The organism is Comamonas kerstersii (assembly GCF_002056725.1).
Taxonomy (GTDB): domain Bacteria; phylum Pseudomonadota; class Gammaproteobacteria; order Burkholderiales; family Burkholderiaceae_C; genus Comamonas; species Comamonas kerstersii.
The window spans coordinates 1590718-1615948 of the sequence record NZ_CP020121.1 but is presented as its reverse complement, the minus strand read 5'-3'; the positions used below and the strand labels follow the sequence as shown (position 1 = coordinate 1615948).

The following is a 25231-nucleotide window of genomic DNA, read 5'->3' as shown; positions in this document are numbered from 1 at the left end:
TCCCGGGTGCTGGACGCAGCATGACACAGGCAGCTGAGGCACCTGCATCAGACCAATGCTTTTACTCGTTAAACAGTGAACCCGCCGACTGCGGCGCCACCAGCCCCAGGTGCTGATAAGCCGCCTTGGTGGCGATGCGCCCACGCGGCGTGCGCTGCAGATAGCCTTGCTGAATCAGATAGGGCTCAATCACATCCTCGATCGTGCCTGCATCCTCACCAATGCTGGCGGCAATGTTGTCCACCCCCACCGGACCACCGTCAAAGCGGTGCACCACAGCTTCGAGCAGCTTGCGGTCCATCACATCAAAGCCACGGGGATCTACGTCCAGCATGGACAAGGCCTTTTGCGCCATCTCACGGGTGATGGTGCCGTTGCCCTTGACCTCGGCATAGTCGCGCACGCGGCGCAGCAGGCGGTTGGCAATACGCGGTGTGCCACGTGAACGGTTGGCAATTTCCTGCGCACCTTCTGCATCAATCGGCGCGCCCAGCAAGCCGGCGCTGCGCGTGACAATACGCGCCAGCTCCTCGGCGTTGTAGAACTCCAGCCGCGCCACAATGCCAAAGCGGTCGCGCAGCGGGTTGGTGAGCATGCCTGCGCGCGTGGTGGCTCCCACCAGCGTAAAGGGCTGCAGGTCCAGCTTGATGGAGCGCGCCGCTGGCCCTTCACCAATCATGATGTCGATCTGAAAGTCCTCCAGCGCGGGGTAGAGGATTTCCTCCACCACGGGGCTCAGGCGGTGAATCTCGTCAATGAAGAGCACATCATTGGCTTCGAGGTTGGTGAGCAGCGCCGCCAGATCCTTGGGCTTTTCCAGCACCGGGCCGGAGGTCTGGCGCAGGTTCACCCCCAGCTCCGCCGCAATGATGTGGCTCAGCGTGGTTTTGCCCAGACCGGGCGGGCCAAACAGCAGCACATGGTCCAGCGCCTCACCGCGCTTTTTGGCTGCACCGATGAAGATTTCCAGCTGCTCGCGCGCCTTGGCCTGCCCCACATACTCATCAAGCAGCTTGGGGCGCAGCGCACGCTCCAGCGCTTCTTCATGCTTGTTCACTGGCGCTGGCGAAATCGTGGGGCTGCGCATGCTGCTCTCCGCCACGTCTGCGCCTGCAGGCTTGGCCTTGGCACGGGGTTTGCGCGCAGGTGCGGCGTCAAACCCTTCACTAAAGTCCTCGGTATGGATGCTCATGGCAGCCATTGTGCCGCGCCTGCTCTGTGGTCTGAAGCAGGTGGCAGTTTTCTCGTCCATCCCGCAGGCCAATCTCTGCCCCGCTATGCTGGTGCACCACCGACAAGGAGACTCCGCATGCATCGTGCACTGCTGGCACTGTGCCTGGGCGGCTGGGTGCTGCACAGCACGGCCAGCCCCGGCACCAAGCTGGATGGCGAATGGCTGTGCCATGAACAAGTAACGGGCAGCACAGGTGCTGCCGCCGTGCAGCCGCACTATGTCTCCATAGACCATGGCATCTGGCAGACCGACACCGTGGATGCCGACCTGCAGCTGCAGGCACTTGACGGCCAGCACTACCTTGGCACCTGGAGCCCTCACACCCAGCGCCAGCCACGGGAAATTGCACATCTGGCCGCAGATCAGCTGCACTACCAGGACCCACAGGTCACAGGCACTTGCCAACGCCTGGGAGACATCGCGCAGGCACCTGCCACGCAGCGCAGCGGCAGCTGGCAGTTCATCACGCTCGATCAGGCCCGCCCCACACAGCCAGCCGTGGGCTATGACCAGATTTACAGCAAACAGGCACGCTACCGTGACCAGCGCTGGAAGCAGGCCTTTGACGACTGGTGCCGTCTCAGCGGTCTGGGTGGTGTGCGCAAAAAGTCGGTCACGCCTGCCTCGCGCCTGACCGATGCCGAGAGCTTTGCCTGCCAGACACCTGCTGCCGAGCGCAATCTCGGCGCCCTCAAAACCGCCGTCCTTGGCCCGGGTGGGCAGATCTATATGACGGATGGACACCACAGCCTGAGCAGCCTGTGGGAAGCACCCATCGGTCAGGGGGATGACCGATTAGGCAAGGCTGGGGGAGGCTTGCGCATTCCCGTGCAGATTCAGGCTGACTACCAGCACCTGAACCAGGCCAGCTTCTGGCGTACCATGCGCGCCAAGGGCTACACCTGGCTGCAAGATGCTGACGGCAAGGCCATCGCCCCAGCGTCCCTGCCCCGGCACATGGGCCTGTCCGGTGGGCTGCAGGACGATGCCTACCGCTCACTGGTCTATTTCACGCGCGGCGTGGGGCATGAAGTGCCAGACGATGCACCAGAATTTCTGGAGTTTTACTGGGCACAGTGGCTGCGCTCGCCACCCCAGCACCTGGATCTGCGCGCCTACCAGCTGGATACCCTGGGCCGTGGTGATGGCAGCGACCACGGCTATCTGCAGGCCGTGCACGATGCCGCCACGCTCATGACCCAAGCCCCGCCTGACACAGCCATTGGTCCCGCAGGCCAGACTGCTGCGGACATGGGGCAAATGCCGGCACTCCACCACACGGCCCTGCAGCAACTGGCCCGCAAAGGCCAGACGCCGGGCAAGCTGGCCCAGGCGCTGCACTACCGCAGCAAGGCCGCGGCTGCATCCAAGCCTGCAAGCCCCTGATTACTTGGACAAACCCTTGAGCGCGAGCTTGATACCTTCGCTCACACCAATATCGACAGGCAGCTGCTTAAGGCAGGCGGATGCCTCCTTGTCCGAATAGCCCAGCGCCAGCAGCGCCTGCAGAATGTCTGCCTGTGCATCGCTTTTGACCTGGGCGGCTGCCCCAGTCACCACGGCATCGCCCAGCTTGCCCTTGAGCTCCAGCAGCAGGCGCTCTGCGGTCTTTTTGCCGATTCCCGGCACCTTGACCAGACGGCCTGCTTCCTGCGTGGCAACCGCCTGTGCCAGCTCTTCAATGCTCAGGCCTGACAGCAGCGACAATGCCATGCGCGGACCAACGCCGGAGATCTTGATCAATTCCCGAAATGTCTGACGCTCCTGCGCGGTCGCAAACCCATACAGCAACTGTGCATCCTCGCGCACGATAAAGTGCGTCAGCAAGCTGATGGGCTGGCCCACCTGGGGCAGGTTGTAGAAAGTGCTCATGGGCACCTGCACCTCATAGCCCACACCATGGCAGTCCACCAGGACTTCGGGCGGGTTCTTCTCCAGCAGGGTTCCAGTCAGTTTGCCTATCATCGCTATCCTTTTTGTGTGCAGCCCACCATGGCTGCGGCTTTCCTAGCAAGGAATTATCAGCGTGATCTTGCGCCACACCTTTACGCCTTACAACAACACCCGCCTGTCCCATCTGTGCGGTCCTGCCGATGCGCACCTGCGCACCATCGAAGTGGGCATGCAGGTCAAGATTGCCCACCGCCACGAGCAGTTCAAGGTCGACGGCCCCAAGGCCAAGGCCCAGGATGCCATGGAGCTGCTGCAGGCCCTGTACGAAATGGCGGATGACCCCATCTCCGAAGACACGCTGCAGCTGATGCTGGCCGGGGATGTCGAGATGCTCGAGCCCACCCCCGACGCCATCCAGCTCTCCACCCGCCGTGCCGACCTGCGCGCACGCACACCCAACCAGGCCCTGTACCTGCAGAACATTGCCGAGCACGACATCACCTTTGGCATTGGCCCCGCAGGCACAGGCAAAACCTATCTGGCCGTGGCCAGCGCCGTGGATGCACTGGAGCGCAGTGCCGTGCAGCGCATCATCCTGACCCGCCCTGCGGTGGAAGCGGGCGAGCGCCTGGGCTTTCTGCCCGGCGACCTGACACAGAAGGTAGACCCCTACCTGCGTCCCCTGTACGACGCGCTGTACGACCTCATGGGCTACGAAAAAGTGCAGAAGGCCTTTGAACGCAACGCGCTGGAAATTGCCCCCCTGGCCTTCATGCGTGGCCGCACGCTGAACAATGCCTTCGTCATCCTGGACGAAGCGCAGAACACCACGCCCGAGCAGATGAAGATGTTTCTGACGCGCATCGGCTTTGGCGCCAAGGCCGTGATCACGGGCGATATCAGCCAGATCGACCTGCCCAAGGGCGCAACCAGCGGCCTGATTGATGCCGAGCGCGTCCTCAAACGCGTCAAGGGCATTTCCATCAACCGCTTCACCAGCGCCGACGTGGTGCGCCACCCCCTGGTGGCGCGCATTGTGGATGCCTACGATGCCAGCAATGGCCGTAGCAGAGACTAATTTTGATAGCTATCAGCGCTTGACAGACGGGCGCTAGAGACCAAAATGGCACTAAATAATCTGGAACTCTCTTTGCAATTTGGCAAGTTTGACAACCTGGCGGAACACAAAGCGCTGCTCACCCGTGCCCGTGTGACGAAATGGATCAAGCACGCACTGGCCGTCGATGCCGAAATGGCTGTGCGCATCGTCGGCATTGAAGAAGGTCATGCCCTGAACCTGCAATACCGCAAAAAGGACTACGCCACCAATGTGCTGACCTTTGACTACCAGCAGGAACCCACCGTGCAGGCCGACCTGGTGATCTGCGGCCCCGTGATTGAGCGTGAGGCCAAAGAGCAGAACAAGTCGCTGGAAGAACACTACGCCCACATGATCGTGCACGGCACGCTGCATGCCCAGGGCTGGGACCACGAAACCAGCGAGGAAGATGCCGAAGAGATGGAGGCCTACGAAACCGACATCATGCAGGAGCTCGGCTACGCCGACCCCTACGCCAAAGACTGAGTCCTGCCCACCTGCCCACCTGCACACACCAGCTCCCGCCATGGGAGCTTTTTTGTGTCCGGATACATGCAGCCCATGCATCCAAGCCAGCTGTCCTACATGCAGGACTGGAAGGCCTGTCACAAGATATGCCAAGCTGGCATTCTGATGCCGTACCTTCTGGCTTCTGGCCATGTACGTCTGCGCAGCATGCACGCACAATGAATGCAGCACAGCTTTGCGCGCTGTGATACATCGTTTTTTCACCTTCTAGGCACTCATGACCGCACCTTCTGATGCTTCCCCTTCACTCCCCTGGCGCTTTGGCCCCATCCGTGCGCGTGGCTGCGCCTGCAGCAGCCCCATGTGCCAACGCCTGCACCACCGCGTGCTGGAAGACCTGTCACGGCGCAGCTTCCTTGGTGGTATAGCCGCCATGCTGGCACCTTTTGCCCTGCCCAGTGCCATGGCGCAAGGTACAGCCGCCAATGCTCAGCGCCCGCTGCTGCTGACCAATCTGCGTCTGTTTGATGGCTCGGGCAAAGGCGTGCGTGAAGGCGTACACATCCTGATCCAGGACCAGCGCATTGCCGACATCGTGCCCGCTGGCACGCCTGTGGAAGGTGCGGAAATTGTTGACTGTCAGGGCAAACTGGTCATGCCCGGCCTGATCGATGTGCACTGGCACAGCATGCTGGCAGCCATTCCACAGCTGACCGCCATGACGGCCGACCTCGGCTATCTATACCTGGTCGCGGCCAAGGAAGCACAGCGCACCCTGCTGCGCGGCTTCACCTCGGTGCGCGATGCAGGCGGCCCTGCCTTTGCCCTCAAGCGTGCGATTGATGAAGGTCTCACTGACGGCCCTCGCATCTACCCCAGCGGGGCCATGATTTCGCAGACCTCCGGCCATGGCGACTTCCGCTTCCGTAATGACATCCCACCTGCCAACAACGCCCCTCTGAGCCTGGTGGAGCGTGCAGGCGTCTCCATGATTGCCGATGGCGAGCCCGAAGTGCTGCGCCGCGTGCGTGAACAGCTCATGCTGGGCGCTTCGCAAATCAAGCTGCTCGCCGGTGGTGGCGTGGCCTCGGAATACGACCCGCTGGACAGCACCCAGTTCACCGAGCGAGAACTGCGCGCAGGCGTGGAAGCGGCGGCCGACTGGAACACCTATGCCATGGCCCACGTCTACACGCCCAAGGGCATTCAGCGCTCCATCCGCGCAGGCGTCAAGTGCATCGAACACGGCCAGCTGGCGGACGATGCCAGCGCCCGCATGATGCGTGACGAAGGCATCTGGTGGAGCCTGCAACCCTTCCTGGCCGACGAAGACAGCAACTTCTACCCGGATCTGGAACGCCGCAAAAACCAGCAGCTGGTGGCCGAAGGAACCATTCGTGCCTATGGCCTGGCCAAGAAATACGGCATCAAGACCGGCTGGGGCACAGACATTCTGTTCAACCCCAAGAACACCGTCACGCAGGGCAGGCAGCTGGCCAAACTCACGCGCTTTTATGACCCGCTGACCGTACTCCACCAGGGCACGGGCCTCAATGGAGAACTGCTGGCCCTGTCTGGCGACCGTAACCCCTACCCAGGCGTGCTGGGCCGCATTGCCCCCGGCGCATGGGCTGACCTGCTCGTGGTCGATGGCGACCCAAATGGCAATCTGGACTTCCTGGGCGACCCCGATACCCATCTGCGGGTCATCATGAAGGGCGGCAAGATCTACAAGAACACCCTGTAAGCCATGCTTCACACCCGTATTCCACCGCATATCCTCTGTGCCAGCGCCCTGATGCTGTGTGCACTGAGTCCTGCCCATGCGCAAAGCTCGGATCTGGAAGCCAGCAGCTGGCGTTTTCAGCTCACCCCCTATGTGTGGACGCCCAGCCTTCGCGGCTCCATCACCGTGAGCCCCAGCCTGCCCACGGCCCATGTCTCCGAGCCGTTCTCCGACATCTGGAAAGACCTGCACGCCTCAGCCTTTCTGAACGCCACGGCCCGCAAGGACCGCTACGTGCTGCACCTGGACATGAGCCATGTCTCGCTGCACAAATCGGCCAGCCTGCCCGCAGGCTTCCCCCTCGAAGCCAAGGCCCGCATCAAGCAGACCTCGGTCTCCGTACTGGGCGGCTACAACTGGGAGCTCTCTGCCAATGACAGCCTGGACGCCATGGTCGGTGCCCGCTGGTGGAATGTGCGCAGCAGTGTGGAGGCCCAGCCTCTGCTGCCCGAAACCAGGCTGAGCAAACGCTTTACCGACCCCATTCTGGCCGTGCGCTGGCGCCACCAGTTCAACCCGCAGTGGTCCACCCTGCTCTATGCCGATGCAGGCGGCTTTGGCGTAGGCTCTCACGCCACCTGGCAGGTATTGGCCACCGTGAACTACCAGGTGCGTGAGCAGCTGTACCTCAGCCTGGGCTATCGCCAGCTCAATGTGGACACTACCGCAAGGATGCACAGCGCATGGACCTGCGCCTGGGCGGCCCCATCCTCGGCCTGACCATGCAGTTCTAGGCGCCAACGGACTTTTTGAAAAAAATGGGCGCTTTTGAAAAAAGTGTTCCAAAACACCGCTACAATGCGGTTCTCGCTGCAGTACTACATTGCAGCAAAATGGCTCGGTAGCTCAGTTGGTAGAGCAGCGGATTGAAAATCCGCGTGTCGGCGGTTCGATCCCGTCCCAAGCCACCAGATACCATTCCACGGAAGTCCGCTGGAGTCACAAAGCCCTAAGTTTTCAACGACTTAGGGCTTTTCTCATGCTCGAAGCCTAAGCACCTCTACAGTGCACAGTGCACCGCATGCACTGCATAGACAGCACTCCAGCTTCATACAGGAGCGTTGTCCATACAGTAGCTGACAGCGTTTAGCTCTGAGCCTCTATATCCCTGTAGCTAAAGCCCGCATTGCGCAGCGCTTCATACAGACGATGACGCCCCGTCAGCGCCTCAGGAGTCAACAGACGTTCCACCACCTGGGTGCTCCAGTCCATTTCCTTCATACCCTGCGCACGCATAAAGGCGCGCAGATGACTGTTGTAGTTGCCAATCTCGGCCTGCGTATCCACAGGCAACTGGTACTGCTCACGGTGCAGCACGGCGCTTTGAGGCAGGCGGGGCTTGATCTGCGCCGGACGCGCGGGGTCTGGCTGACCGACAACCAGACCAAACACGGGGAATACATTGCTGGGCGTACCCAGCACCTTGGCCACTTCCTCAGGCTGGTTGCGCATGCCGCCCACATAGACCGTGCCCAGCCCCATGGCTTCTGCAGCCACCACGGCATTCTGCGCTGCCAAGGCTGCATCAATCACCCCCATCAGGAAAGTGTCCAGATAGTTCAGACCTACAGGATGGCGGCCCTGCGCCTTACCCAAGCGCTCGATGCGCGAAAGATCAGCCAGCCACACCAGCACCAGCGGAGCCACGGCCAGATGCTTTTGGGGGCCGACCAGATTGGCCAAGGCTTCCCTGCGCCCCTGCGATTCCACCGCAATCACACTCCAGGTCTGCAGATTGGATGAGGTGGGCGCGGACTGTGCCGCTGCCACCAGTGTTTCCACAGTGTTGGCAGGCAGCGGGTCACGCAGAAAGTGGCGTACGGAGCGATGGTTCAGCATCGCATCCAGTACGGCGAGATCAGGCAGGTTCAGCGCTGGCGCTTCATCTCCATAGCGCGCTTGCAAGGCAGTGTGAGACATCGTGTGTTTTCCAGACAGTAAAAAGGTGGATGCTGCATTCTAGAAAGGCAGCGCACAGTGGCCTGACAGATACCGGACGTCGGATGCGCTTCGCGTAACAAGTCGAAACGGTTACAACCGGGGGATTTTTTCCATAACAGTGAGGAGACACCCCATGACAGCATCTGCCACATCAGCTTCCACACCCACCTGGCCCCGTATGGCACGCTGCGCTGGCATGCTGACGCTGACAGCAGCCAGCGCCATCTACATCCCCCATGCCCATGCCACAGGCAGCAGCTTTGCCCCTACAGAGGTTGTACAGGGCACACCACTTGTGCTGCAGGGCTCGAGTACCCGCTACCGCGCCATCTTCAAGGTGTATGACATGGCGCTGTACCTGCCACGCAAGGTACAGACTGTAGAAGAAGCCCTGCAACTCAACGGCCCGGTAGGCATCCAGTTTCTAGCCCTGCGGGATTTACCTGGTGCAGACCTGGGGCTGTCCTTCATTCGCGGACTGAAGAACAATGCCACGCCCGAGCAAATGCAGCGCTACACCCTCACTAGCAATCGCCTGATTGAAATTTTTTCGGGCCGCAGCAAAGTGGCACCAGGCGAGACCTTTGCCATGGAGTTTGTGCCAGGCCAGGGCACGACCTTTTTCATCCACGGCGTACAACAGGGTGATCCAGTCGGAGATGACGAGTACTTTGGCCTGATCCTGCGCATCTGGCTGGGCGATGCGCCGGCGGACCGCAAGCTCAAAGCCAGCCTGGTGCCTGCCGCTGCTCGTTGAGGCAAGCGCAGCGCACCACCCGCACCGCAGTCCAAAGTGCTTTGAATTTTGCATACCCTGCCCGCGCGTGCTGAGCCACTAAGATCAGCACACGGGCGCGCTGAGCTGCGCCCAGCGTCCAGCACACATAACTACGACTCGGAGACAACCCATGGACATTCTGGGCATGCTAGATCTTGCCTCATGGAGCGAGGTAGCCCTCTTGCTCGCTGCAGCCTTTGTCGCAGGCGCACTGAACGCAGTGGCTGGAGGCGGCAGTTTTCTGACGCTGCCTGCACTGGTTTTTGTCGGGGTACCGGCCGTCACCGCCAATGCCACGGGCACGGTGGCCCTGCTGCCCGGTTATGCCGCCAGCGCCTGGGGCTTTAAAGAAGACATGGCAGCCCCCCCCGGACTGACCATGCGCAAGTCCATCGTACTGTCACTGCTGGGCGGCGCAGCTGGTGCAGCACTGCTGCTGCTGACCCCAGATGACACCTTCCGCCGCGTGGTGCCCTGGCTGCTGCTGGCCGCAACAGCACTGTTTGCCTTTGGGCCTCAGATTCGTGCCTGGGCCTCGCGCTCCACCGCCCCCGGCACGCCTGCCAGCACACTCAAGGCCACAGCCGGCATGCTGGCCGTAGCTTTTTACGGCGGCTATTTCAACGGCGGCCTGGGCATTCTGTGCCTGGCACTGTTCAGCCTGCTGGGACAGACCCAGCTCAATGCCATGAACGGCATGAAGAACCTGGTCTCAGCCCTGCTGACCGCCATTGCCGTGGCCATCTATGCCGCTGGCGGCATCGTGCAGTGGGAGCTGGCCATCCTGATGATGATTGCCGCCACCCTGGGCGGCTATGGTGGCGCACGCGTAGCGCGCCAGATTCCCGCCACCATCCTGCGCTGGGGGATTGTGCTGACAGGCCTGGTCATGGCGACCCTGTTTTTTGCGCGCAGCTGAAAACATAGACATCTGCTGATACCAAGCTGCTCTTCCCGCTCACCATGGCGCAGCAGGGGCCACCACTAGAGTGAGATTTTTCACACTGATACGGAGTGCCCCTATGCCATCTCGCGCCCAGCGACTTGCCCTCACCCTGACCACCGCCGCCTGCATGACCATGGGCGGTACTGCCATGGCTGCGGGCACCACCACGTCCACCAGCATCACCAGCGCGACCGCCTCCTTGCTGGCACAAAAGGCCGTAGCAGCATGCACGGAAGCCGGTTATGTCGTATCGGTCAGCGTCGTGGACAACGCCGGCGTGCTGCTGAGCTTTATCCGTGCAGATGGTGCTGGCCCTCACACCGTCAAGGCCTCTCAGGCCAAGGCTTACACCTCGGCCTCCTCCCGCAATCCCACCAGCGGCATTGCCAAGGCAGTCCAGTCCAACCCTGACGCCGCAGGCATGACGGACATTCCTGACTTTCTGGTCCTGGCTGGCGGCGTGCCCATCAAGGTGGGTAACGCTACCGTGGGTGGCATTGGCGTAGCCGGTGCCCCTGGCGGCCATCTGGATGAAGCCTGCGCCCAGAAGGCACTGGAAGCCGTGCAACAGCAACTTGCTGACTAAAACATAGCTATCAGCGCTTGCTACACAAGCGCTGAAGGCAGATTTTTATCAAAATCTGACACGTAAAAAAGCGGCTGCCTTGATGACAAGGCAGCCGCTTTTTTTGTTGAGACTGGTGCTTGGATCAGCCCAGGGTCACGCGTGCAAACTTGCGCTTGCCCACTTGCAGCACATAGGTGCCTGCATCCAGCTTCAGGCCGCGATCGCTGATGACCGCGCCATCCACACGCACGCCGCCGCCATCAATCAGGCGGTTGGCTTCGCTGGTCGATGGAGCCAGGTTGGCCTGCTTGAGCAGTGCACCAATACCCAGTGGTGCGCCACTCAGCGTCACCTCGGGGATGTCGTCAGGAATGCCGCCCTTGGAGCGGTTGATGAAGTCCTGCTCTGCAGCATCGGCCGCCGCTGCGCTGTGGAAGCGCGCGGTGATTTCCTTGGCCAGCATGACCTTGGCATCCTTGGGATTGCGGCCAGCTTCCACTTCTGCCTTGAGCGCGGCAATCTCGTCCAGGCTCTTGAAGGACAGCAGGGTGTACCAGTCCCACATCAAATCGTCCGAGATCGACAGCGTCTTGGCGAACATGGTGTTCGCATCTTCGGTGATGCCGATGTAGTTGTTCTTGGACTTGGACATCTTGTGCACGCCGTCCAGACCTACCAGCAGGGGCATGGTTAGCACGCACTGCGGTTCCTGACCGTACTCCGCCTGCAGATGGCGGCCCATCATCAGGTTGAACTTCTGGTCGGTGCCTCCCAGCTCCAGATCTGCCTTGAGCGCCACGGAGTCATAACCCTGCAGCAGGGGGTACAGGAATTCATGCAGGCTGATGGAGCTGCCTTCGGTGAAACGCTGGTGGAAGTCGTTGCGCTCCATCATGCGTGCCACGGTGTACTTGGCGGACAGCTGGATCATGCCGCGTGCGCCCAGCTGGTCGCACCATTCGCTGTTGTAGCGCACCTCGGTCCTTGCGGGGTCAAGCACCTTGGCAGCCTGGGTGTAGTAGGTTTCGGCATTGACCTTGATCTGCTCCGCAGTCAGCGGCGGACGGGTGGAGTTACGGCCCGAGGGATCGCCGATCAGGGTCGTGAAGTCACCAATCAGAAAAATCACCTGATGGCCCAGATCTTGCAGCTGGCGCATCTTGTTCAGCACCACTGTATGACCCAGATGGATATCAGGCGCTGTAGGGTCCAGACCCAATTTGATACGCAGAGGCACGCCCGTAGCTTCGGAGCGGGCGAGCTTTTGCGTCCAGTCTGCTTCGGGCAGCAACTCATCAACGCCACGCTTGGTAACGGCCAGCGCTTTTTGAACCGCCTCAGTGACCGGGTAAGTGGTATCAGCTTTTTGATTCATACAGTTTGTTCTCAGCACGGGGAATACCCTCCCCGGTATACTTCGGGATCAATTGCAGTGGTGGATTCTAGTCGCCATACCATTTACAGATGGTTCAATGGCCTCTATGCTCATAGAGTTCGTACCCCCGTCCCCCATACATACTCTTTCATGAGGGGTACACATCACTTCCGGGAACTCCTGTTTTGACTACCGAACTAGTTTCTGCTGGCCGTGCCTGGCTCGCACAGCTCGCACAATCTATTCAGCGCCATCCCAAGCGCGTCACCGCAGCGATTGCAGCCTTCATGTTGACTGCAGGCGGCGGTGCATTTGCCGTAGCCTCGTTCGGCCCCGATCCCGCGAATCTGCCCGTCCGCACACTGACACAGCCCATCGCTTCGCTGGCTGATGGCAGCACGCTGGCAGACCTGACCGATCTGAACGATTTTTCTCTCTATCGCACCGAATACACCCGTGCGAGCGACACACCAGAATCACTGCTGAAGCGCCTGGGCGTTGAAGACCCCGGCGCTTCCGCTTTTCTGCGCAGCAATGAGCTGGTGCGTCAGCACATCCTGAACCGCAGCGGCCGCCTGGTCTCTGCAGAAACCAGCAACGACCACCAGCTGCGCAAGCTGACCGTGCGCTGGATTCAGGATGAAAACAGCGACCACTTCCAGCGTCTGGTGCTGGAGCGTCAGGACGATGGCGAATTCGCTGCCACCGTCTCTACGGCTCCACTGACCGTCAACACCCGCCTGACCGGCGCCACCATCCACACCTCGCTGTTTGCAGCGACCGATGATGCTGGCCTGCCCGATGCTGTTGCCATTCAGCTGACCGACATCTTCTCGGACATCGACTTCCGCCGCCTGCACAAGGGCGACCGTTTCTCGGTCATCTACGAAACGCTGGAAGCGGATGGCGAATTTCTGCGCACCGGCCGTGTGCTGGCTGCCGAGTTCAAGAACCGCGACAAGCTCTACCAGGCCATGTGGTTTGAAGAGCCCGGTGAACGCGGCTCCTACTACGCCATGGACGGCTCCAGCCTGCGCCGCGCGTATCTGAATTCGCCCGTGGAGTTCTCGCGCATCAGCAGCAACTTTGCCATGCGCAAGCACCCCATCCACGGCACATGGCGTCGCCACCTGGGCACTGACTATGCCGCCCCCACAGGCACCAAGGTGCGTACCGTGGGTGATGGTGTGGTGGACTTTGCCGGCTGGCAAAACGGTTTTGGCAATGTGATCTTCATCAAGCACGCCAACACCAGCCATGTCACGGTCTACGCCCACCTGAGCCGCATCGACGTCAAGAAGGGCCAGCGTGTGGAGCAGGGCCAGAACATTGGTGCCGTTGGCTCCACAGGCTGGTCTACCGGCCCTCACCTGCACTTTGAGTTCCGCGTCAATGGCGTGCACCAGGACCCTCAGTCGGTGATTGCCGCCAAGGAAGCCAACCCCATTTCTGAAAAAGTGCGTGAAGCCTTCATGAAGCAAGCCAGTGCGCTGCACGAGCAACTGGCCTCTGCAGAGTTGATTCGCCAGGCTTCCGCACAATAAGCAGCGTATGCTACGCTTCACAGGGCCTCGATTTTCGAGGCCCTTTTTCTTTGAGCCTGACACATCCCATGCCCGCACCCACACACCACACCCATGCCAGCGCTGACCTGTACATTGGCCTGATGTCAGGCACCTCGCTCGATGGGGTGGACGGTGTACTGGCACGCTGGGACAGCAGCCAGCAAATTCAGGTCCTGCGCCATGCCAGCCTGGAATTCCCCATGGCCCTGCGCCAGGAACTGCTGGCACTGAACAGCCCGGACGGCATGAACGAACTGCACCGCGCTGCACTGGCCGGCAATGCCGTCAGCCGCATCTATGCCAACGTGGTGCAGCAGCTGCTGCAGGACACGGACACCCGCCCGCAGCAGGTGCGTGCCATTGGTGCACACGGCCAGACCGTGCGCCATCAGCCCCAGATGCACGATGGCACGGGCTACACCCTGCAGCTGCAAAACCCTGCCCTGCTGGCCGAGCGCACCGGCATCACCGTGGTGGCCGATCTGCGCAGCCGCGACGTGGCCGCTGGCGGCCAGGGCGCACCGCTGGTACCAGCGTTCCATCAGGGCATCTTTGGCCACGTGAACCAGGCGACGCTGGTACTCAATATTGGCGGCATTGCCAACCTGAGCATCCTGCCCTCACTGTGCGACAGCAGCAGCGCCGTCATTGGCTTTGATACCGGCCCTGGCAATGCCCTCATGGACTGGTGGTGCCTGCAGCACACCGGCCAGCCTTTTGACTGTGATGGCGCATGGGCTGCCAGCGGCAGCGTGCTGCCCGAGCTACTGAATGCCATGCTGGCAGAGCCCTATCTGCAACTACCTCCACCCAAAAGCACGGGGCGTGACCTGTTCAACCCACGCTGGTTGCAGTCACACCTGAGGCAACTGAGCAGCGCACCCCGCCCCGAAGACGTACAGGCTACGCTGACCGCGCTGACCGCCCACAGCTGTGCTGAAGCCGTCAGCCGCTTTGGCGTGCGCAGTGATGCACTGCTGGTGTGTGGTGGCGGTGCGCTCAATGGCGAGCTGATGCGCCAACTGCAAGCCCTGCTACCCCAGCTGCGCGTAGAAAGCACGGCCGCGCGTGGCATGCCACCGCTGCAGGTGGAAGCTGCCGCCTTTGCCTGGCTGGCACGCCAGTGCATGCAGGGCCTGCCCGGCAATCTGCCCCGTGTGACAGGTGCACAAGGGCCACGGATTCTCGGCGCCATCTACCCTGCTTAAAAAGCATAGCTTCCAGCGCTTGATACAACTTGATTTCAAATAGAAAAGTATTGAAAAAGCTTTCAATTCAAGCGCAAGCAGCTATCTTTTTTAAAGATGCAGATACAAAAAAGCCGCTGACATTCAGCGGCTTTTTTGTTTTTTTGAAGGGGAAGCGTTCGTGCCCGCGGCTTATACCGAGAAGCTGGAACCGCAGCCACAGGTAGTGGTGGCATTGGGGTTCTTGATCACGAACTGCGCACCCTGCAGGTCTTCCTTGTAGTCGATCTCTGCGCCCAGCAGGTACTGGTAGCTCATGGCATCGATCAGCAGAGACACACCATTCTTGGTCATGGTGGTGTCGTCTTCGTTGACGATTTCGTCAAAGGTGAAACCGTACTGGAAGCCCGAGCAGCCGCCGCCCTGCACGAAGACGCGCAGCTTCAGGTCAGGGTTGCCTTCTTCTGCAATCAGATCCGCCACCTTGGCAGCTGCGCTGTCGGTGAAGATGATGGGTTCTGGCATTTCGGTGGTCGTGTTTTCGGCTACGGCGCTCATGGGGATACTCCGAGAATTCTTCTGAAATCGGCGGCAATGGTACTGCAGATTGCTCAGGAATTAAGCATGAGCGGTATTTGACGACAGTCCCAGTGTGGGCATTAACCCTTGCGGCCAGATGGGGGTAGCTGGCATGGAGACTCCCACAAAAAAGCCGCCATGCCCAAGAGCAATAGCGGCTTTTTTGTGGGAAGGCAGCTGCCGTGAGGCAACCACCTTCGAGCCAGGTCTGAGGCGAATTAACGCTTCGAGAACTGCTTGGCGCGACGAGCACCGCGCAGACCGACCTTCTTACGCTCAACTTCGCGAGCGTCGCGGGTCACAAAGCCAGCAGCGCTCAGCGCGGGCTTCAGAGCTGCGTCATAGTCGATCAGGGCACGAGTGATGCCGTGACGGGCTGCACCAGCCTGACCAGATTCGCCGCCACCGTGGACGTTGATCTGGATGTCGAAAGCTTCCAGGTTATCGGTCAGCGCCAGAGGCTGCTTAGCGATCATGATGGAAGTTTCGCGGCCGAAGTACTGCTGAATGTCTTTGCCATTCACAGTGATCTTGCCGGAGCCCTTCTTCAGGAATACACGAGCGACGCTGGACTTGCGACGGCCGGTACCATTGTTCCAATCACCAATCATTCAAGTCTCCTTAGATTTCCAGAGCCTTAGGCTGCTGTGCGGTATGGGGGTGCTCAGCACCGCCGTACACCTTCAGCTTCTTGATCATGGCGTAGCCCAGAGGACCCTTGGGCAGCATGCCCTTAACGGCCTTCTCCAGAGCGCGGCCAGGGAACTTAGCCTGCAGGTCGCGGAAGTTAGTAGCAGTGATGCCACCGGGGAAACCGGAGTGACGGTAGTACACCTTGTCCAGGTTCTTGGTGCCAGTGACCTTGAGCTTGGAGGCGTTGATGATGACGATGTAGTCGCCGGTGTCAACGTGAGGTGTGTAGATTGCCTTGTGCTTGCCGCGCAGACGGAGTGCCACTTCGCTGGCGACACGTCCGAGCACCTTGTCGGTGGCGTCAATCACAAACCACTCGTGTTGCACCTCAGCGGGCTTTGCGCTGAATGTAGACATGAGATTACTCTTTCTAAGAGGGTTTGCGGGCCCTTTTCCGCGGTCGGCGCTTCTTCTTAAAAAGGAAGCCTCTTAGGCGGTAACTGCCTGACCGCGTGCAAGCACACTGCCAAACACTTCGCCGCGGGACCCATAAAATCGCTGCGAAGCCCGCCATTATACAAAATAGCGTCCAATGGCGCCATCGCACTGTGTCTTTGTGTGGAATTGACCACCTGACGCTCAGAGCGCTCACACTAGGCACACTAGACACATCTGAGCGGCCTTGCCCATCGCACGCAAGCGCCGCGCCCCTACAACGAAAAGAATCACGACCTATGTTCAGCTACCGCCACGGCTTTCACGCCGGTAACCACGCCGACGTGCTCAAGCACACTGTTTTGATTGCTGCGCTGCAGCACATGGCCCAGAAAGAAACCGCCATCAGCGTCATCGACACGCATGCCGGTGCAGGCCTGTACCGCCTGGATGGCGACTTTGCCAGCACCAGCGGCGAATCCAAGGACGGCATTGAGCGCCTGACCAGCACCCCGCTGGACCAGTTGACGCCTGCATTGCGCGCCTATATGGAAACCGTGCGCAGCGTGAACCAGGGCAAGGGTGTGCGCACCTACCCCGGCTCGCCCTTCATCACCCAAAGCCTGCTGCGCCCGCAGGACAAGCTGCGCCTGTTTGAGCTGCACCCCAACGACTGGCGCTCGCTGGACGGCAATATGGCTCAGCTGCAGGCCGGCAAGCAGGTGGAAGTGCTGCTGGAAGACGGCTTTGCCGGCGTGAAGCGCTTTCTGCCGCCACCTTCGCGCCGCGGTTTTTTGCTGTGCGACCCCAGCTATGAAATGAAGACCGACTACGGCCGCGTGCTGACCATGATCGAGGATGCGCTGGTGCGCTTTGCCACCGGCACGTATGCCGTGTGGTATCCCATCATTCCGCGCCAGGAAGCGCACGATCTGCCCAAGCGCCTCAAGACCATGGCCACCAAGGCAGGCCGCAGCTGGCTGCACGCCACGCTCACGGTCAAGGGCAGCAAGATCCGCAGTGAGGTCAACGACTGGGGCAATGCCACCGAAGGCAAACGCCCTGGCCTGCCCGCCAGCGGCATGTTCCTGATCAATCCGCCCTTTACGCTGCGCGCCGCACTGAAAGAAGCCCTGCCCCAGATGCAGCAGCTGCTGGCGCAAGACAAGAACGCCACCCACACGCTGGAGTTCGGCGAATAAATAAAAAAGAGCAGCTAGCGCTTGATACTGCTGGGTTTGCAAATCAAATGATTGTCAAACCCTTGTATCAGCTGCGCTAGCCGCTCTTTTTTTAGATGCTGACTTTAACCCTGCGCCTGCAGCAAGGCAGCGGGGCATTCCTCCTGACCGTCGTCGAGCTTGTAGATCTCCACGGCCTTCACGCCTTTGTCCAGCAGGCCGATTTCTTCGGCGGCCGCCTTGCTCAGATCAATCACGCGGTTTTTGACAAAGGGGCCACGGTCGTTCACACGCACCACCACGGCTTGACCTGTGGCCTTGCTGCGCACGCACAGCTGGGTGCCAAAGGCATAGGTGGGGTGGGCGGCGGTCAGGTCAAACTGGTTAAAGCGCTCGCCATTGGCGGTCTTGCGGCCATGAAAGCCCGGGCCATACCAGGAGGCCATGCCCTGCTGATCGACCTCGGGCCACTGCAGTTCGTACAAATGGTTCTCCACCGCCTTGGCAGGATCGCCCATGCGGTCCCAGCGCATGGCTGGTGGCGCCACCTTGGCCAGTTGTTCGGAGCCATGCAGGCCCGTGCCCTGCACACGAGCAGCTGGGGCAGTGCCTTTGGCGTCGCTGGAGGTCTGCAGCGGTGTACAGGCTGCCAGCGCCATGCTCAGCAGCACGGCGCTCAAGGCTATGCCGCTGCGGCGAGGCAGCGGTGCACACGTTACGGTTTCAGGAAATGACAAGCACCTTGGTTCTGACATGGACTGACCCTTGAAGCAGTGAGCCACAGGCATCACGCAAGGGTCAGCAGGTGCTAAGCCCGGGCCTCAGAGGCCCAGACGATCACACAGCTCCAGGGTGAAAGCGCTCTGGTTCATCGTATAGAAGTGCAAGCCAGGGGCGCCGTTGGCGCGAAGCTGCTCACACAGTCGTGCAACCACATCCAGGCCGAAGGCGCGAATGGAAGCTACATCGTCCCCATAGGCCTGCAGGCGCAGGCGAATCCAGCGGGGAATCTCAGCGCCTGTCGCATCGGAAAAGCGCATGAGTTGAGAAGAATTGGTGATCGGCATGATACCGGGAACGACCGGAACCGACACGCCAAGTGCTTGAATCCCTTCAACAAAACGCAAGTATGCGTCGGCGTTGTAGAAGTATTGCGTGATGGCGCTATTGGCACCGGCCTGGATCTTGGTGGCAAAGGCACGCAGGTCTGCATCGGGCGACTTGGCCTGGGGGTGGGTCTCGGGATAGGCGGCCACCTCGATGTGGAACCAGTCACCAAACTCCTTGCGGATAAAGGCCACCAGATCGCTGGCGTAGTGAAATTCACCGCCCAGACCATAGCCGCTGGGCAGGTCACCACGCAGCGCCATGATGCGCTTGACGCCCATGTCCTTGAGCTGCTGCAGCTCGCTGCGCACCTTCTCGCTGGTCGCACCGATGCAGGAGAAGTGGCAGGCTGCCTGCATGCCTTCGGCCTGAATGTCGCGCACCATGCTGAATGTGCCGGCCTGGGTGGAACCACCCGCGCCATAGGTCACCGAGCAGAACTCGGGCTGACGGGCATACAAGTCCTTGCGCACCTGCACATGCTTGGCCGCGCCTTCCGGCGTCTTGGTGGGGAAAAACTCGAAACTGATAGGGAAAGCTGTTGCCACGTTGCTCACTCCTGGCCTGCCCTCCCGGCAGGCTGTTGGCATCTGGGGGACGCAGGGCGCAGCGCGCGCCCTGCGCGGTCATCAATACTTCTTGACGTTTTTACGCTTGGGGCGTGCAGGCCCGGGCACGTTGTAGCCATCTTCTTCATCGTCGATGATGTCGATGCGCTTGAGCTCACGCAGCACGGTGCGCGAGACGCGCTTGGCTGCAGGCGCAGCAGGCTGCTCTGGCAAAGGCTGGTCCAGATGCTTGATTTCTGCACCCTGCACGGCATGCACAAAGAATTCGTGGTTGCCGTCACCGCCTTCAATGGGCGAATCCAGCCATGCCTTCACTTCCAGGCCCAGCTCCGTCAGGCAGGCGCGGATGCGCTCTTCCACTTCCTTGTACAGGGCGGGGTCGCGCACAATGCCGCCCTTGCCGACCTGGCCCGGCTGCAGTTCAAACTGGGGCTTGACCAGCATCAGCAGGTGGCCGTGTGGCTTGAGCAGGCGCACTACAGCAGGCAGCACCAGCGTCAGCGAGATAAAGGACACATCGCCGGTCACAAAGTCAAACTCGGCCGTAGTGTCCACCTCGGCATATTCCGCCTTACGGCGGCGCTCGGTAGGGATGGTGCCTTCTTCGCGGGCCTTGGCCTTGGCGGCGCGCTCGGCCTTGAAGGCTTCAATCTCAGCGTCCTTGGCGTCGTTGCTGTCGTCGTAGTCTTCGCCGACTTCGCCGCCATTGCGCATCCACGCATAGGGCGCCTGAGGCTGGGTGTCGTTGTCTTCTTCCTCTTCCCAGCGCTCAGAAATCACTTCTTCGCAGGCGTCTTCCAGCGCTTCTGCGGTCATGGAGCGGGCATTCAGTCCCTCCACGCAAATCACCCGCACATCCGCGCGCAGGCTCTCGTGCAGCTGGCCCTGACCAACGTCCACGCCAATCACCTGTGCTGCGCCGTGCTTGAGCATGCAGTCGGTAAAGCCGCCTGTGCTCTGACCCACGTCCAGACAACGCAGACCTTCAATCTTCAAGCCAGTGGCCTTGAGAGCGCCTTCCAGCTTCAAACCACCGCGGGAGATGAATTTGACCTCGGCATCGTCGAGCAGCTTGAGCTCGGCGCCAGCAGGAATGTCGTCACCATTCTTGACAACTTTTTTCCATGGGGCCAGTGGTGTCAGACGCCATTCCACGCCCGAAGCAATCAGGCGCTGTGCCTGAGAACGGGTGGTGGCATAGCCGTTGTCCACCAAAAATACATCTGCGCGCATTGCGTAGTTTCCTTTTATGACTCAAATTGGGCTCTGGCGCTGATCCAGCAAGCGCTGGCAGCTATGAAAAACATCAAGCGCCAGAGCAGGCATGGCGAGGACTTCCTGCGCCTCATCATGCCACCGCCACAGCTTAGTAGCGGTAGGTGTCAGGCTTGTAAGGGCCTTCCTTCTTCACGCCGATGTAGGCGGCCTGGGTGTCGGTCAGCTCGGTCAGCTGTGCGCCCACCTTCTTCAGGTGCAGACGGGCGACCTTTTCGTCCAGGATCTTGGGCAGCACATACACCTTGCCCACTTCGTAGGCGTCAGGGCGTGTGAACAGCTCGATCTGCGCCAGGGTCTGGTTGGCAAAGGAGTTGGACATCACGAACGAGGGGTGGCCGGTGGCGCAGCCCAGGTTCACCAGACGACCCTTGGCCAGCAGGGTGATGCGCTTGCCGTCAGGGAAGATCACGTGATCGACCTGGGGCTTGATCTCTTCCCACTGGTACTGCTCCAGCGAAGCCACGTCGATTTCGTTGTCGAAGTGACCGATGTTGCAGACGATGGCTTCGTTCTTCATGGCGACCATGTGCTCATGGCGGATCACGTCACGGTTGCCGGTGGTGGTCACGAAGATGTCGGCCTTGTCGGCGGCATATTCCATGGTCACGACCTTGTAGCCTTCCATGCAGGCCTGCAGGGCGTTGATGGGGTCGATCTCCGTCACCCACACCTGGGCGCGCAGCGCAGCCAGCGCCTGGGCGCAGCCCTTGCCCACGTCACCGTAGCCAGCGACCACGGCGATCTTGCCGGCGATCATCACGTCGGTGGCACGCTTGATGCCGTCCACCAGCGATTCGCGGCAGCCGTACAGGTTGTCGAACTTGGACTTGGTCACCGAGTCGTTCACGTTGATGGCGCGGAACTTCAGTGTGCCGTTGGCAGACATTTCGTTCAGGCGGTGCACACCAGTGGTGGTTTCTTCGGTCACGCCCATGATCTTGGCGGACTTGCGGCTGTACCAGGTGGGGTCCTGGGCCAGCTTGGCACGGATAGCGGCAAACACAATCTTTTCTTCTTCCGAGCCGGGGTTGTCCAGCACGGAGAGGTCTTTTTCAGCGCGCATGCCCAGGTGCATGAGCATGGTGGCGTCGCCGCCATCGTCCAGGATCATGTTGGGGCCTTCAGCATCGCTGCCTGCGGGGCCGAATTCAAAGATACGGTGGGTGTAATCCCAGTAGTCTTCCAGTGTTTCACCCTTGATGGCGAACACGGGCACACCGGTGGCGGCAATCGCGGCCGCGGCGTGGTCCTGGGTCGAGAAGATATTGCACGAAGCCCAGCGCACTTCTGCGCCCAGTGCGGTCAGTGTCTCGATCAGCACGGCGGTCTGAATCGTCATGTGCAGGGAGCCGGTGATGCGTGCGCCCTTCAAGGGCTGCTGCGCAGCAAACTCTTCACGCACAGCCATCAGGCCAGGCATTTCGGTTTCAGCGATCTTGATTTCTTTACGACCCCAGTCGGCCAGAGAGATGTCCGCAATGGCGCGGTCGAGTGTGTTGCTCATGGTTTCTCCTGTGCGGAAAACAACTTGAAAAAACCACGTTCTGGGGATTTTGGGCTGACAGGCCTCACCGCACAGAAAGCGTGGGTGAGCGTCGTTGCCAAGAAGCGAGCGCCGCCTGAAGCGGCCCTGCTGCCCTTCCGAGCCTCACGCCACCGCTGACTTGGGGTGGACGCTGCAACGCTCCTCGAAAGGAAAGAGGCGCGTATTGTACGCGAGCGTCCGCAGTTCTGCCGCCGTCAGGCAGCAGCGGGGGCAATACGCATGGGAATGGTCACCGGCCCGTCATTGACCAGATGCACCTGCATGTCTGCACCAAATTCGCCGGTCTGCACGGGCCCCGCTGCATAGAGCGCACGTGCCTGCTGCACAAAGTAGTCATACAGGCGCCGGCCTTCATCCGGTCTGGCCGCCTGGGTAAAGCTGGGGCGATTGCCACTGCTGGTGTCGGCTGCCAGCGTGAACTGGCTCACGATGAGCAGACCGCCGCCCACATCCTGCACGCTGCGGTTCATCTTGCCTGCCTCGTCGCTGAAGATGCGCAGCTTCAAGATCTTGGCCAGCAGCTTGTCGGCTTCTTTTTCGCTGTCACCCTGCTCGGCACAGACCAGTGCCAGCAGACCATGCCCGATCGCGCCGGACACCTGCCCGGCAATTTCCACGCGCGCCTGGCATACGCGTTGCAATAACACTTTCATCTTCTTAATCAAAAAATAGAGCATCGACCGCTTGCAGTGCTTCAGTTTTGCACTTCAAGCACTTTGAATTCCAGATTTCTCCTGCGCTGAGCGCTCTCATTTTATGCATGCCATGTACAGAGCAGACGTCCCGGAGCGATCGGGACTTCGACGCTCAAAGCTTGCCCTAACGCAAGGCCTGACTCCAATGCTCGCTCTATCCTGATACATGAACCCCGCCCCTGTCTTCACCCTCTGTGCGTCCCTCCGGCACACGCTGCGCTGGCACGGTCTTGTCACGTACTGACCCGACATTCGGTGCATCCATGACGCCCGCACAACCCCGCCTTCCTCACGAAACACCGCAAGACCTCCTGCACGCCGTGGCGCTGAGCATCGGTGCGCCCATGGCATGCCTGAACTGGCCAGATGGCCGCTGCACCTGGGCCAACGCAGCCTATGCCCAGCTGTTTGACATGCCTGTGCAGGAGCTGCTCGGTCAGGCGCCGCAGCACTATCTTGCCCCCTGCAACTGGAAGCGCTGGAAGTGCGAACTCGAACGCCTGGCCAGTGCCTGCACCCAGGGTGCCAGCCTGCAGACCCTGCTGGTGTATGTCCGGGATCAGTGCATCCCCACCCTGCTCATCGCACAGAAACAGGGCGGGCAGGTCAACGCCATCATCGTGATGCCACAGCACAACCTGTCGCCGCTGGATGCTGCGCAGCTGGTGCAGGACTGGAACACCCGGCTGCAGCGCTATGCCAATGCCACGCGCGAGGCCATCATCTTCTTTCGCAACCGCCAGATCTTTGACGCCAACCCAGCCGCCATAGCCCTGACCGGCTACCCCTTGAGCCAGCTGCTGGACAAGCCCGTGCTGCATCTGCTGCCCCATGTGCTGCGCGCCGACTCTGCACGGCTGATGGAGCAAGGCACGGAACACGCCTACGAAACCCGACTGCTGCACCACAACGGGCAGGAAATGGATGTGGAGATAAACATCAGCCTGCTGCCAGAGGGCGATTCGCAGATCGGCCTGCTGGTGCTGCGCGACATCAGCGAACGCAAGCGGGCAGAAGCAGAAATACATTTTCTGGCCTTTCACGACCCACTCACCCGTCTGCCCAACCGTCAGGGGTTGATGCGCCAGCTGCAACCGGCCATCGCCCATGCCCAGCAGAGCAAATACCCGGCGGCCGTGCTGTATGTGGACCTGGACCACTTCAAGGATGTGAATGACTCCCTGGGCCACGAAGCTGGAGACAAGGTGCTCACCGAGGTGGCGCGCCGCCTGCGCAGCAAGGTACACCCGGATGACATCGTGGCCCGCCTGAGCGGTGACGAATTTGTGGTGGTACTGGCTTCACCGCTGACCGCCTGCCAGCCCGAGTGCATTGCGCGCGAGCTGCGCTTTGTGCTCAACAAGCCCTACACCCTGCCCAGTGAACAGGTGCATCTGCCAGCCTCCATCGGCATCAGCCTCTACCCGGAAGACGGCAACAGCGCCGATGCCCTGCTGCTCAATGCCAGCGCCGCCATGGAAACCGCCAAAAAGATGGGGCACGGCGCACTGCAGTACTACAGCGCACTGCTGGACATGCGCCCCAGCCGCCTGCTCGCGCAGGACCGGCTGCTGCGCGAAGCCGTAGAAAATGACCAGGGCCTGGCGCTGCACTACCAGCCACTGTGGAATTTCCAGACACAGCGGCTCGAAGGCTTTGAAGCCCTGGTGCGCTGGCAACACCCCGAGCGCGGCCTGCTGCCGCCCGGTGAATTCATTGCCTTTGCCGAGTCACGTGGTTTGATCTCTCTGATCGACCGCTGGGTCATGCGCAGCGCCTGCAAACAGATCCGCGCCTGGCGCGATGCAGGGCTGCCGCCCGTGGTGGTATCCGTGAACATGTCGGCCATTGAGTTCAGCCATAGCCATCTGCTGGCCGAAGTCCAGCAGGTGCTGCAGTCCACAGGCGTGGCAGCACAGTGGCTGGAAATTGAGCTGACGGAAACCACGCTGATGAAACAATCCAGCCATGTGCTGGGCACGCTGCAAGCCCTGCAGCAGCTGGGCGTGCGCTTGTCCATTGATGACTTTGGCACGGGCTATTCGTCTCTGGCCTACCTCAAGCGCTACCCGCTGGACAAGCTCAAGATCGACCGCAGCTTTATTCAGGACATCCTGCAGGATCAGGACGATGTCAATCTGGTCACTGCCATCATCCACATGGCCAAAAGCCTGTGTTTGCGTACCGTGGCAGAAGGCGTGGAAACCCGGGAGCAATGGGAGCTGCTGCAGCAGCTGGGCTGTGACCTGGCACAGGGCTACTATCTGGCTCGCCCCATGACTGCCGAAGATGCCACCCGGTGGCAACTGCAGCACCGCCAGCGCCACACATCCTTTGCATGAAAAAACGCTGAAGGCACTTGCTCAGT

24 protein-coding genes, 1 tRNA gene and 1 riboswitch are annotated in these 25231 nt (G+C 60.8%); of the genes, 13 read left to right on the top strand and 12 right to left on the bottom strand.

The genetic code is table 11. The features are described 5' to 3' along the window. Nucleotides 1-61: 61 nt before the first annotated feature. A complete protein-coding gene (gene ruvB / locus B5M06_RS07520) occupies nucleotides 62-1192 on the bottom strand; it encodes a Holliday junction branch migration DNA helicase RuvB (RefSeq protein WP_054065953.1) in 1131 nt (376 codons plus the stop codon). Between the two features lie 117 nt (nucleotides 1193-1309). Here ruvB and B5M06_RS07515 point away from each other — a divergent pair, with 117 nt between their 5' ends. Beyond that, the gene (locus B5M06_RS07515; RefSeq protein ID WP_054065915.1) at nucleotides 1310-2620 is read left to right on the top strand and encodes a ParB/Srx family N-terminal domain-containing protein; all 1311 of its coding nucleotides are present in this window, start codon (nucleotides 1310-1312) and stop codon (nucleotides 2618-2620) included. Here the strand turns inward: B5M06_RS07515 and ruvA are convergent, their stop codons facing one another. Beyond that, a complete protein-coding gene (gene ruvA, locus B5M06_RS07510) occupies nucleotides 2621-3199 on the bottom strand; it encodes a Holliday junction branch migration protein RuvA (protein ID WP_054065916.1) in 579 nt (192 codons plus the stop codon). A 61-nt stretch (nucleotides 3200-3260) separates the two neighbouring features. Here ruvA and B5M06_RS07505 point away from each other — a divergent pair, with 61 nt between their 5' ends. From B5M06_RS07505 to B5M06_RS07485, 5 genes are all read left to right on the top strand, one after another. Beyond that, on the top strand, nucleotides 3261-4205 hold the full coding sequence (locus B5M06_RS07505) for a PhoH family protein (RefSeq protein WP_054065917.1): 945 nt from the start codon (nucleotides 3261-3263) through the stop codon (nucleotides 4203-4205). A gap of 45 nt (nucleotides 4206-4250) precedes the next feature. After that, the gene (ybeY, locus tag B5M06_RS07500; protein WP_054065918.1) at nucleotides 4251-4712 is read left to right on the top strand and encodes an rRNA maturation RNase YbeY; all 462 of its coding nucleotides are present in this window, start codon (nucleotides 4251-4253) and stop codon (nucleotides 4710-4712) included. 259 nt (nucleotides 4713-4971) lie between these two features. After that, a complete protein-coding gene (locus B5M06_RS07495) occupies nucleotides 4972-6441 on the top strand; it encodes a metal-dependent hydrolase family protein (RefSeq protein ID WP_054065919.1) in 1470 nt (489 codons plus the stop codon). A 3-nt stretch (nucleotides 6442-6444) separates the two neighbouring features. Further along, complete coding sequence (locus tag B5M06_RS07490) at nucleotides 6445-7200, top strand: hypothetical protein (RefSeq protein WP_130932696.1); 756 nt, start codon at nucleotides 6445-6447, stop codon at nucleotides 7198-7200. A 115-nt stretch (nucleotides 7201-7315) separates the two neighbouring features. Next, a tRNA-Phe gene (locus B5M06_RS07485) sits at nucleotides 7316-7391 on the top strand. A gap of 175 nt (nucleotides 7392-7566) precedes the next feature. Here the strand turns inward: B5M06_RS07485 and B5M06_RS07480 are convergent. Then, on the bottom strand, nucleotides 7567-8400 hold the full coding sequence (locus B5M06_RS07480) for an NADPH-dependent oxidoreductase (protein WP_054065921.1): 834 nt from the start codon (nucleotides 8398-8400) through the stop codon (nucleotides 7567-7569). A gap of 154 nt (nucleotides 8401-8554) precedes the next feature. Here B5M06_RS07480 and B5M06_RS07475 point away from each other — a divergent pair, with 154 nt between their 5' ends. The 3 genes from B5M06_RS07475 to B5M06_RS07465 all read left to right on the top strand — a co-directional run bounded on the left by B5M06_RS07475 (nucleotide 8555) and on the right by B5M06_RS07465 (nucleotide 10731). After that, a complete protein-coding gene (locus B5M06_RS07475; RefSeq protein WP_054065922.1) occupies nucleotides 8555-9178 on the top strand; it encodes a chalcone isomerase family protein in 624 nt (207 codons plus the stop codon). A 151-nt stretch (nucleotides 9179-9329) separates the two neighbouring features. Then, nucleotides 9330-10118 (top strand): sulfite exporter TauE/SafE family protein, encoded by a 789-nt coding sequence (locus B5M06_RS07470; protein WP_054065923.1) that lies wholly within the window; start codon nucleotides 9330-9332, stop codon nucleotides 10116-10118. A 103-nt stretch (nucleotides 10119-10221) separates the two neighbouring features. Then, on the top strand, nucleotides 10222-10731 hold the full coding sequence (locus B5M06_RS07465; protein ID WP_054065924.1) for a GlcG/HbpS family heme-binding protein: 510 nt from the start codon (nucleotides 10222-10224) through the stop codon (nucleotides 10729-10731). A 124-nt stretch (nucleotides 10732-10855) separates the two neighbouring features. Here B5M06_RS07465 and tyrS read toward each other — a convergent pair whose 3' ends face one another. Beyond that, entirely contained in the window at nucleotides 10856-12088 is a 1233-nt protein-coding gene (gene tyrS, locus B5M06_RS07460) for a tyrosine--tRNA ligase (protein WP_054065925.1), read from the bottom strand. 185 nt (nucleotides 12089-12273) lie between these two features. Between tyrS and B5M06_RS07455 the strand changes: the two genes are divergently transcribed. After that, nucleotides 12274-13632 (top strand): M23 family metallopeptidase, encoded by a 1359-nt coding sequence (locus B5M06_RS07455; RefSeq protein WP_054065926.1) that lies wholly within the window; start codon nucleotides 12274-12276, stop codon nucleotides 13630-13632. 68 nt (nucleotides 13633-13700) lie between these two features. Further along, the gene (locus tag B5M06_RS07450; RefSeq protein ID WP_054065927.1) at nucleotides 13701-14861 is read left to right on the top strand and encodes an anhydro-N-acetylmuramic acid kinase; all 1161 of its coding nucleotides are present in this window, start codon (nucleotides 13701-13703) and stop codon (nucleotides 14859-14861) included. Nucleotides 14862-15032: 171 nt separating this feature from the next. Here B5M06_RS07450 and erpA read toward each other — a convergent pair whose 3' ends face one another. The 3 genes from erpA to rplM form a co-directional block, all read right to left on the bottom strand. Continuing rightward, nucleotides 15033-15398 (bottom strand): iron-sulfur cluster insertion protein ErpA, encoded by a 366-nt coding sequence (erpA, locus tag B5M06_RS07445; protein WP_054065928.1) that lies wholly within the window; start codon nucleotides 15396-15398, stop codon nucleotides 15033-15035. 239 nt (nucleotides 15399-15637) lie between these two features. Next, the gene (rpsI, locus tag B5M06_RS07440; protein WP_054065929.1) at nucleotides 15638-16030 is read right to left on the bottom strand and encodes a 30S ribosomal protein S9; all 393 of its coding nucleotides are present in this window, start codon (nucleotides 16028-16030) and stop codon (nucleotides 15638-15640) included. A gap of 10 nt (nucleotides 16031-16040) precedes the next feature. Beyond that, on the bottom strand, nucleotides 16041-16469 hold the full coding sequence (rplM, locus tag B5M06_RS07435; protein WP_003059004.1) for a 50S ribosomal protein L13: 429 nt from the start codon (nucleotides 16467-16469) through the stop codon (nucleotides 16041-16043). A 317-nt stretch (nucleotides 16470-16786) separates the two neighbouring features. Between rplM and B5M06_RS07430 the strand changes: the two genes are divergently transcribed. Continuing rightward, nucleotides 16787-17689, top strand: a complete 903-nt coding sequence (locus B5M06_RS07430; protein WP_054065930.1) for a 23S rRNA (adenine(2030)-N(6))-methyltransferase RlmJ — start codon at nucleotides 16787-16789, stop codon at nucleotides 17687-17689. Nucleotides 17690-17793: 104 nt separating this feature from the next. Here the strand turns inward: B5M06_RS07430 and B5M06_RS07425 are convergent, their stop codons facing one another. From B5M06_RS07425 to dtd, 5 genes are all read right to left on the bottom strand, one after another. Beyond that, nucleotides 17794-18405 (bottom strand): septal ring lytic transglycosylase RlpA family protein, encoded by a 612-nt coding sequence (locus B5M06_RS07425; protein WP_240184018.1) that lies wholly within the window; start codon nucleotides 18403-18405, stop codon nucleotides 17794-17796. Between the two features lie 84 nt (nucleotides 18406-18489). Further along, a complete protein-coding gene (metF, locus tag B5M06_RS07420; protein WP_054065932.1) occupies nucleotides 18490-19365 on the bottom strand; it encodes a methylenetetrahydrofolate reductase [NAD(P)H] in 876 nt (291 codons plus the stop codon). Nucleotides 19366-19404: 39 nt separating this feature from the next. After that, complete coding sequence (locus B5M06_RS07415) at nucleotides 19405-20577, bottom strand: TlyA family RNA methyltransferase (RefSeq protein WP_054065933.1); 1173 nt, start codon at nucleotides 20575-20577, stop codon at nucleotides 19405-19407. Nucleotides 20578-20710: 133 nt separating this feature from the next. Continuing rightward, nucleotides 20711-22126, bottom strand: a complete 1416-nt coding sequence (ahcY, locus tag B5M06_RS07410; protein WP_054065934.1) for an adenosylhomocysteinase — start codon at nucleotides 22124-22126, stop codon at nucleotides 20711-20713. A 79-nt stretch (nucleotides 22127-22205) separates the two neighbouring features. Further along, nucleotides 22206-22318, bottom strand: a riboswitch (S-adenosyl-L-homocysteine riboswitch). Between the two features lie 44 nt (nucleotides 22319-22362). Next, nucleotides 22363-22821: a D-aminoacyl-tRNA deacylase gene (dtd, locus tag B5M06_RS07405; protein ID WP_054065935.1), complete on the bottom strand. Its 459-nt coding sequence runs from the start codon at nucleotides 22819-22821 to the stop codon at nucleotides 22363-22365. 305 nt (nucleotides 22822-23126) lie between these two features. Between dtd and B5M06_RS17650 the strand changes: the two genes are divergently transcribed. Then, nucleotides 23127-25205: an EAL domain-containing protein gene (locus B5M06_RS17650; protein ID WP_054065936.1), complete on the top strand. Its 2079-nt coding sequence runs from the start codon at nucleotides 23127-23129 to the stop codon at nucleotides 25203-25205. Nucleotides 25206-25231 lie beyond the last annotated feature (26 nt).

What these genes read in the sequence shown, in the direction of transcription:
- ruvB (WP_054065953.1), bottom strand. Translation starts at nt 1,192, where the DNA reads ATGAGCATCCATACCGAGGACTTTAGTGAAGGGTTTGACGCCGCACCT.
- B5M06_RS07515 (WP_054065915.1), top strand. Translation starts at nt 1,310, where the DNA reads ATGCATCGTGCACTGCTGGCACTGTGCCTGGGCGGCTGGGTGCTGCAC.
- ruvA (WP_054065916.1), bottom strand. Translation starts at nt 3,199, where the DNA reads ATGATAGGCAAACTGACTGGAACCCTGCTGGAGAAGAACCCGCCCGAA.
- ybeY (WP_054065918.1), top strand. Translation starts at nt 4,251, where the DNA reads ATGGCACTAAATAATCTGGAACTCTCTTTGCAATTTGGCAAGTTTGAC.
- B5M06_RS07495 (WP_054065919.1), top strand. Translation starts at nt 4,972, where the DNA reads ATGACCGCACCTTCTGATGCTTCCCCTTCACTCCCCTGGCGCTTTGGC.
- B5M06_RS07490 (WP_130932696.1), top strand. Translation starts at nt 6,445, where the DNA reads ATGCTTCACACCCGTATTCCACCGCATATCCTCTGTGCCAGCGCCCTG.
- B5M06_RS07480 (WP_054065921.1), bottom strand. Translation starts at nt 8,400, where the DNA reads ATGTCTCACACTGCCTTGCAAGCGCGCTATGGAGATGAAGCGCCAGCG.
- B5M06_RS07475 (WP_054065922.1), top strand. Translation starts at nt 8,555, where the DNA reads ATGACAGCATCTGCCACATCAGCTTCCACACCCACCTGGCCCCGTATG.
- B5M06_RS07470 (WP_054065923.1), top strand. Translation starts at nt 9,330, where the DNA reads ATGGACATTCTGGGCATGCTAGATCTTGCCTCATGGAGCGAGGTAGCC.
- B5M06_RS07465 (WP_054065924.1), top strand. Translation starts at nt 10,222, where the DNA reads ATGCCATCTCGCGCCCAGCGACTTGCCCTCACCCTGACCACCGCCGCC.
- tyrS (WP_054065925.1), bottom strand. Translation starts at nt 12,088, where the DNA reads ATGAATCAAAAAGCTGATACCACTTACCCGGTCACTGAGGCGGTTCAA.
- B5M06_RS07450 (WP_054065927.1), top strand. Translation starts at nt 13,701, where the DNA reads ATGCCCGCACCCACACACCACACCCATGCCAGCGCTGACCTGTACATT.
- erpA (WP_054065928.1), bottom strand. Translation starts at nt 15,398, where the DNA reads ATGAGCGCCGTAGCCGAAAACACGACCACCGAAATGCCAGAACCCATC.
- rpsI (WP_054065929.1), bottom strand. Translation starts at nt 16,030, where the DNA reads ATGATTGGTGATTGGAACAATGGTACCGGCCGTCGCAAGTCCAGCGTC.
- rplM (WP_003059004.1), bottom strand. Translation starts at nt 16,469, where the DNA reads ATGTCTACATTCAGCGCAAAGCCCGCTGAGGTGCAACACGAGTGGTTT.
- B5M06_RS07430 (WP_054065930.1), top strand. Translation starts at nt 16,787, where the DNA reads ATGTTCAGCTACCGCCACGGCTTTCACGCCGGTAACCACGCCGACGTG.
- metF (WP_054065932.1), bottom strand. Translation starts at nt 19,365, where the DNA reads ATGCCAACAGCCTGCCGGGAGGGCAGGCCAGGAGTGAGCAACGTGGCA.
- B5M06_RS07415 (WP_054065933.1), bottom strand. Translation starts at nt 20,577, where the DNA reads ATGCGCGCAGATGTATTTTTGGTGGACAACGGCTATGCCACCACCCGT.
- ahcY (WP_054065934.1), bottom strand. Translation starts at nt 22,126, where the DNA reads ATGAGCAACACACTCGACCGCGCCATTGCGGACATCTCTCTGGCCGAC.
- dtd (WP_054065935.1), bottom strand. Translation starts at nt 22,821, where the DNA reads ATGAAAGTGTTATTGCAACGCGTATGCCAGGCGCGCGTGGAAATTGCC.
- B5M06_RS17650 (WP_054065936.1), top strand. Translation starts at nt 23,127, where the DNA reads ATGACGCCCGCACAACCCCGCCTTCCTCACGAAACACCGCAAGACCTC.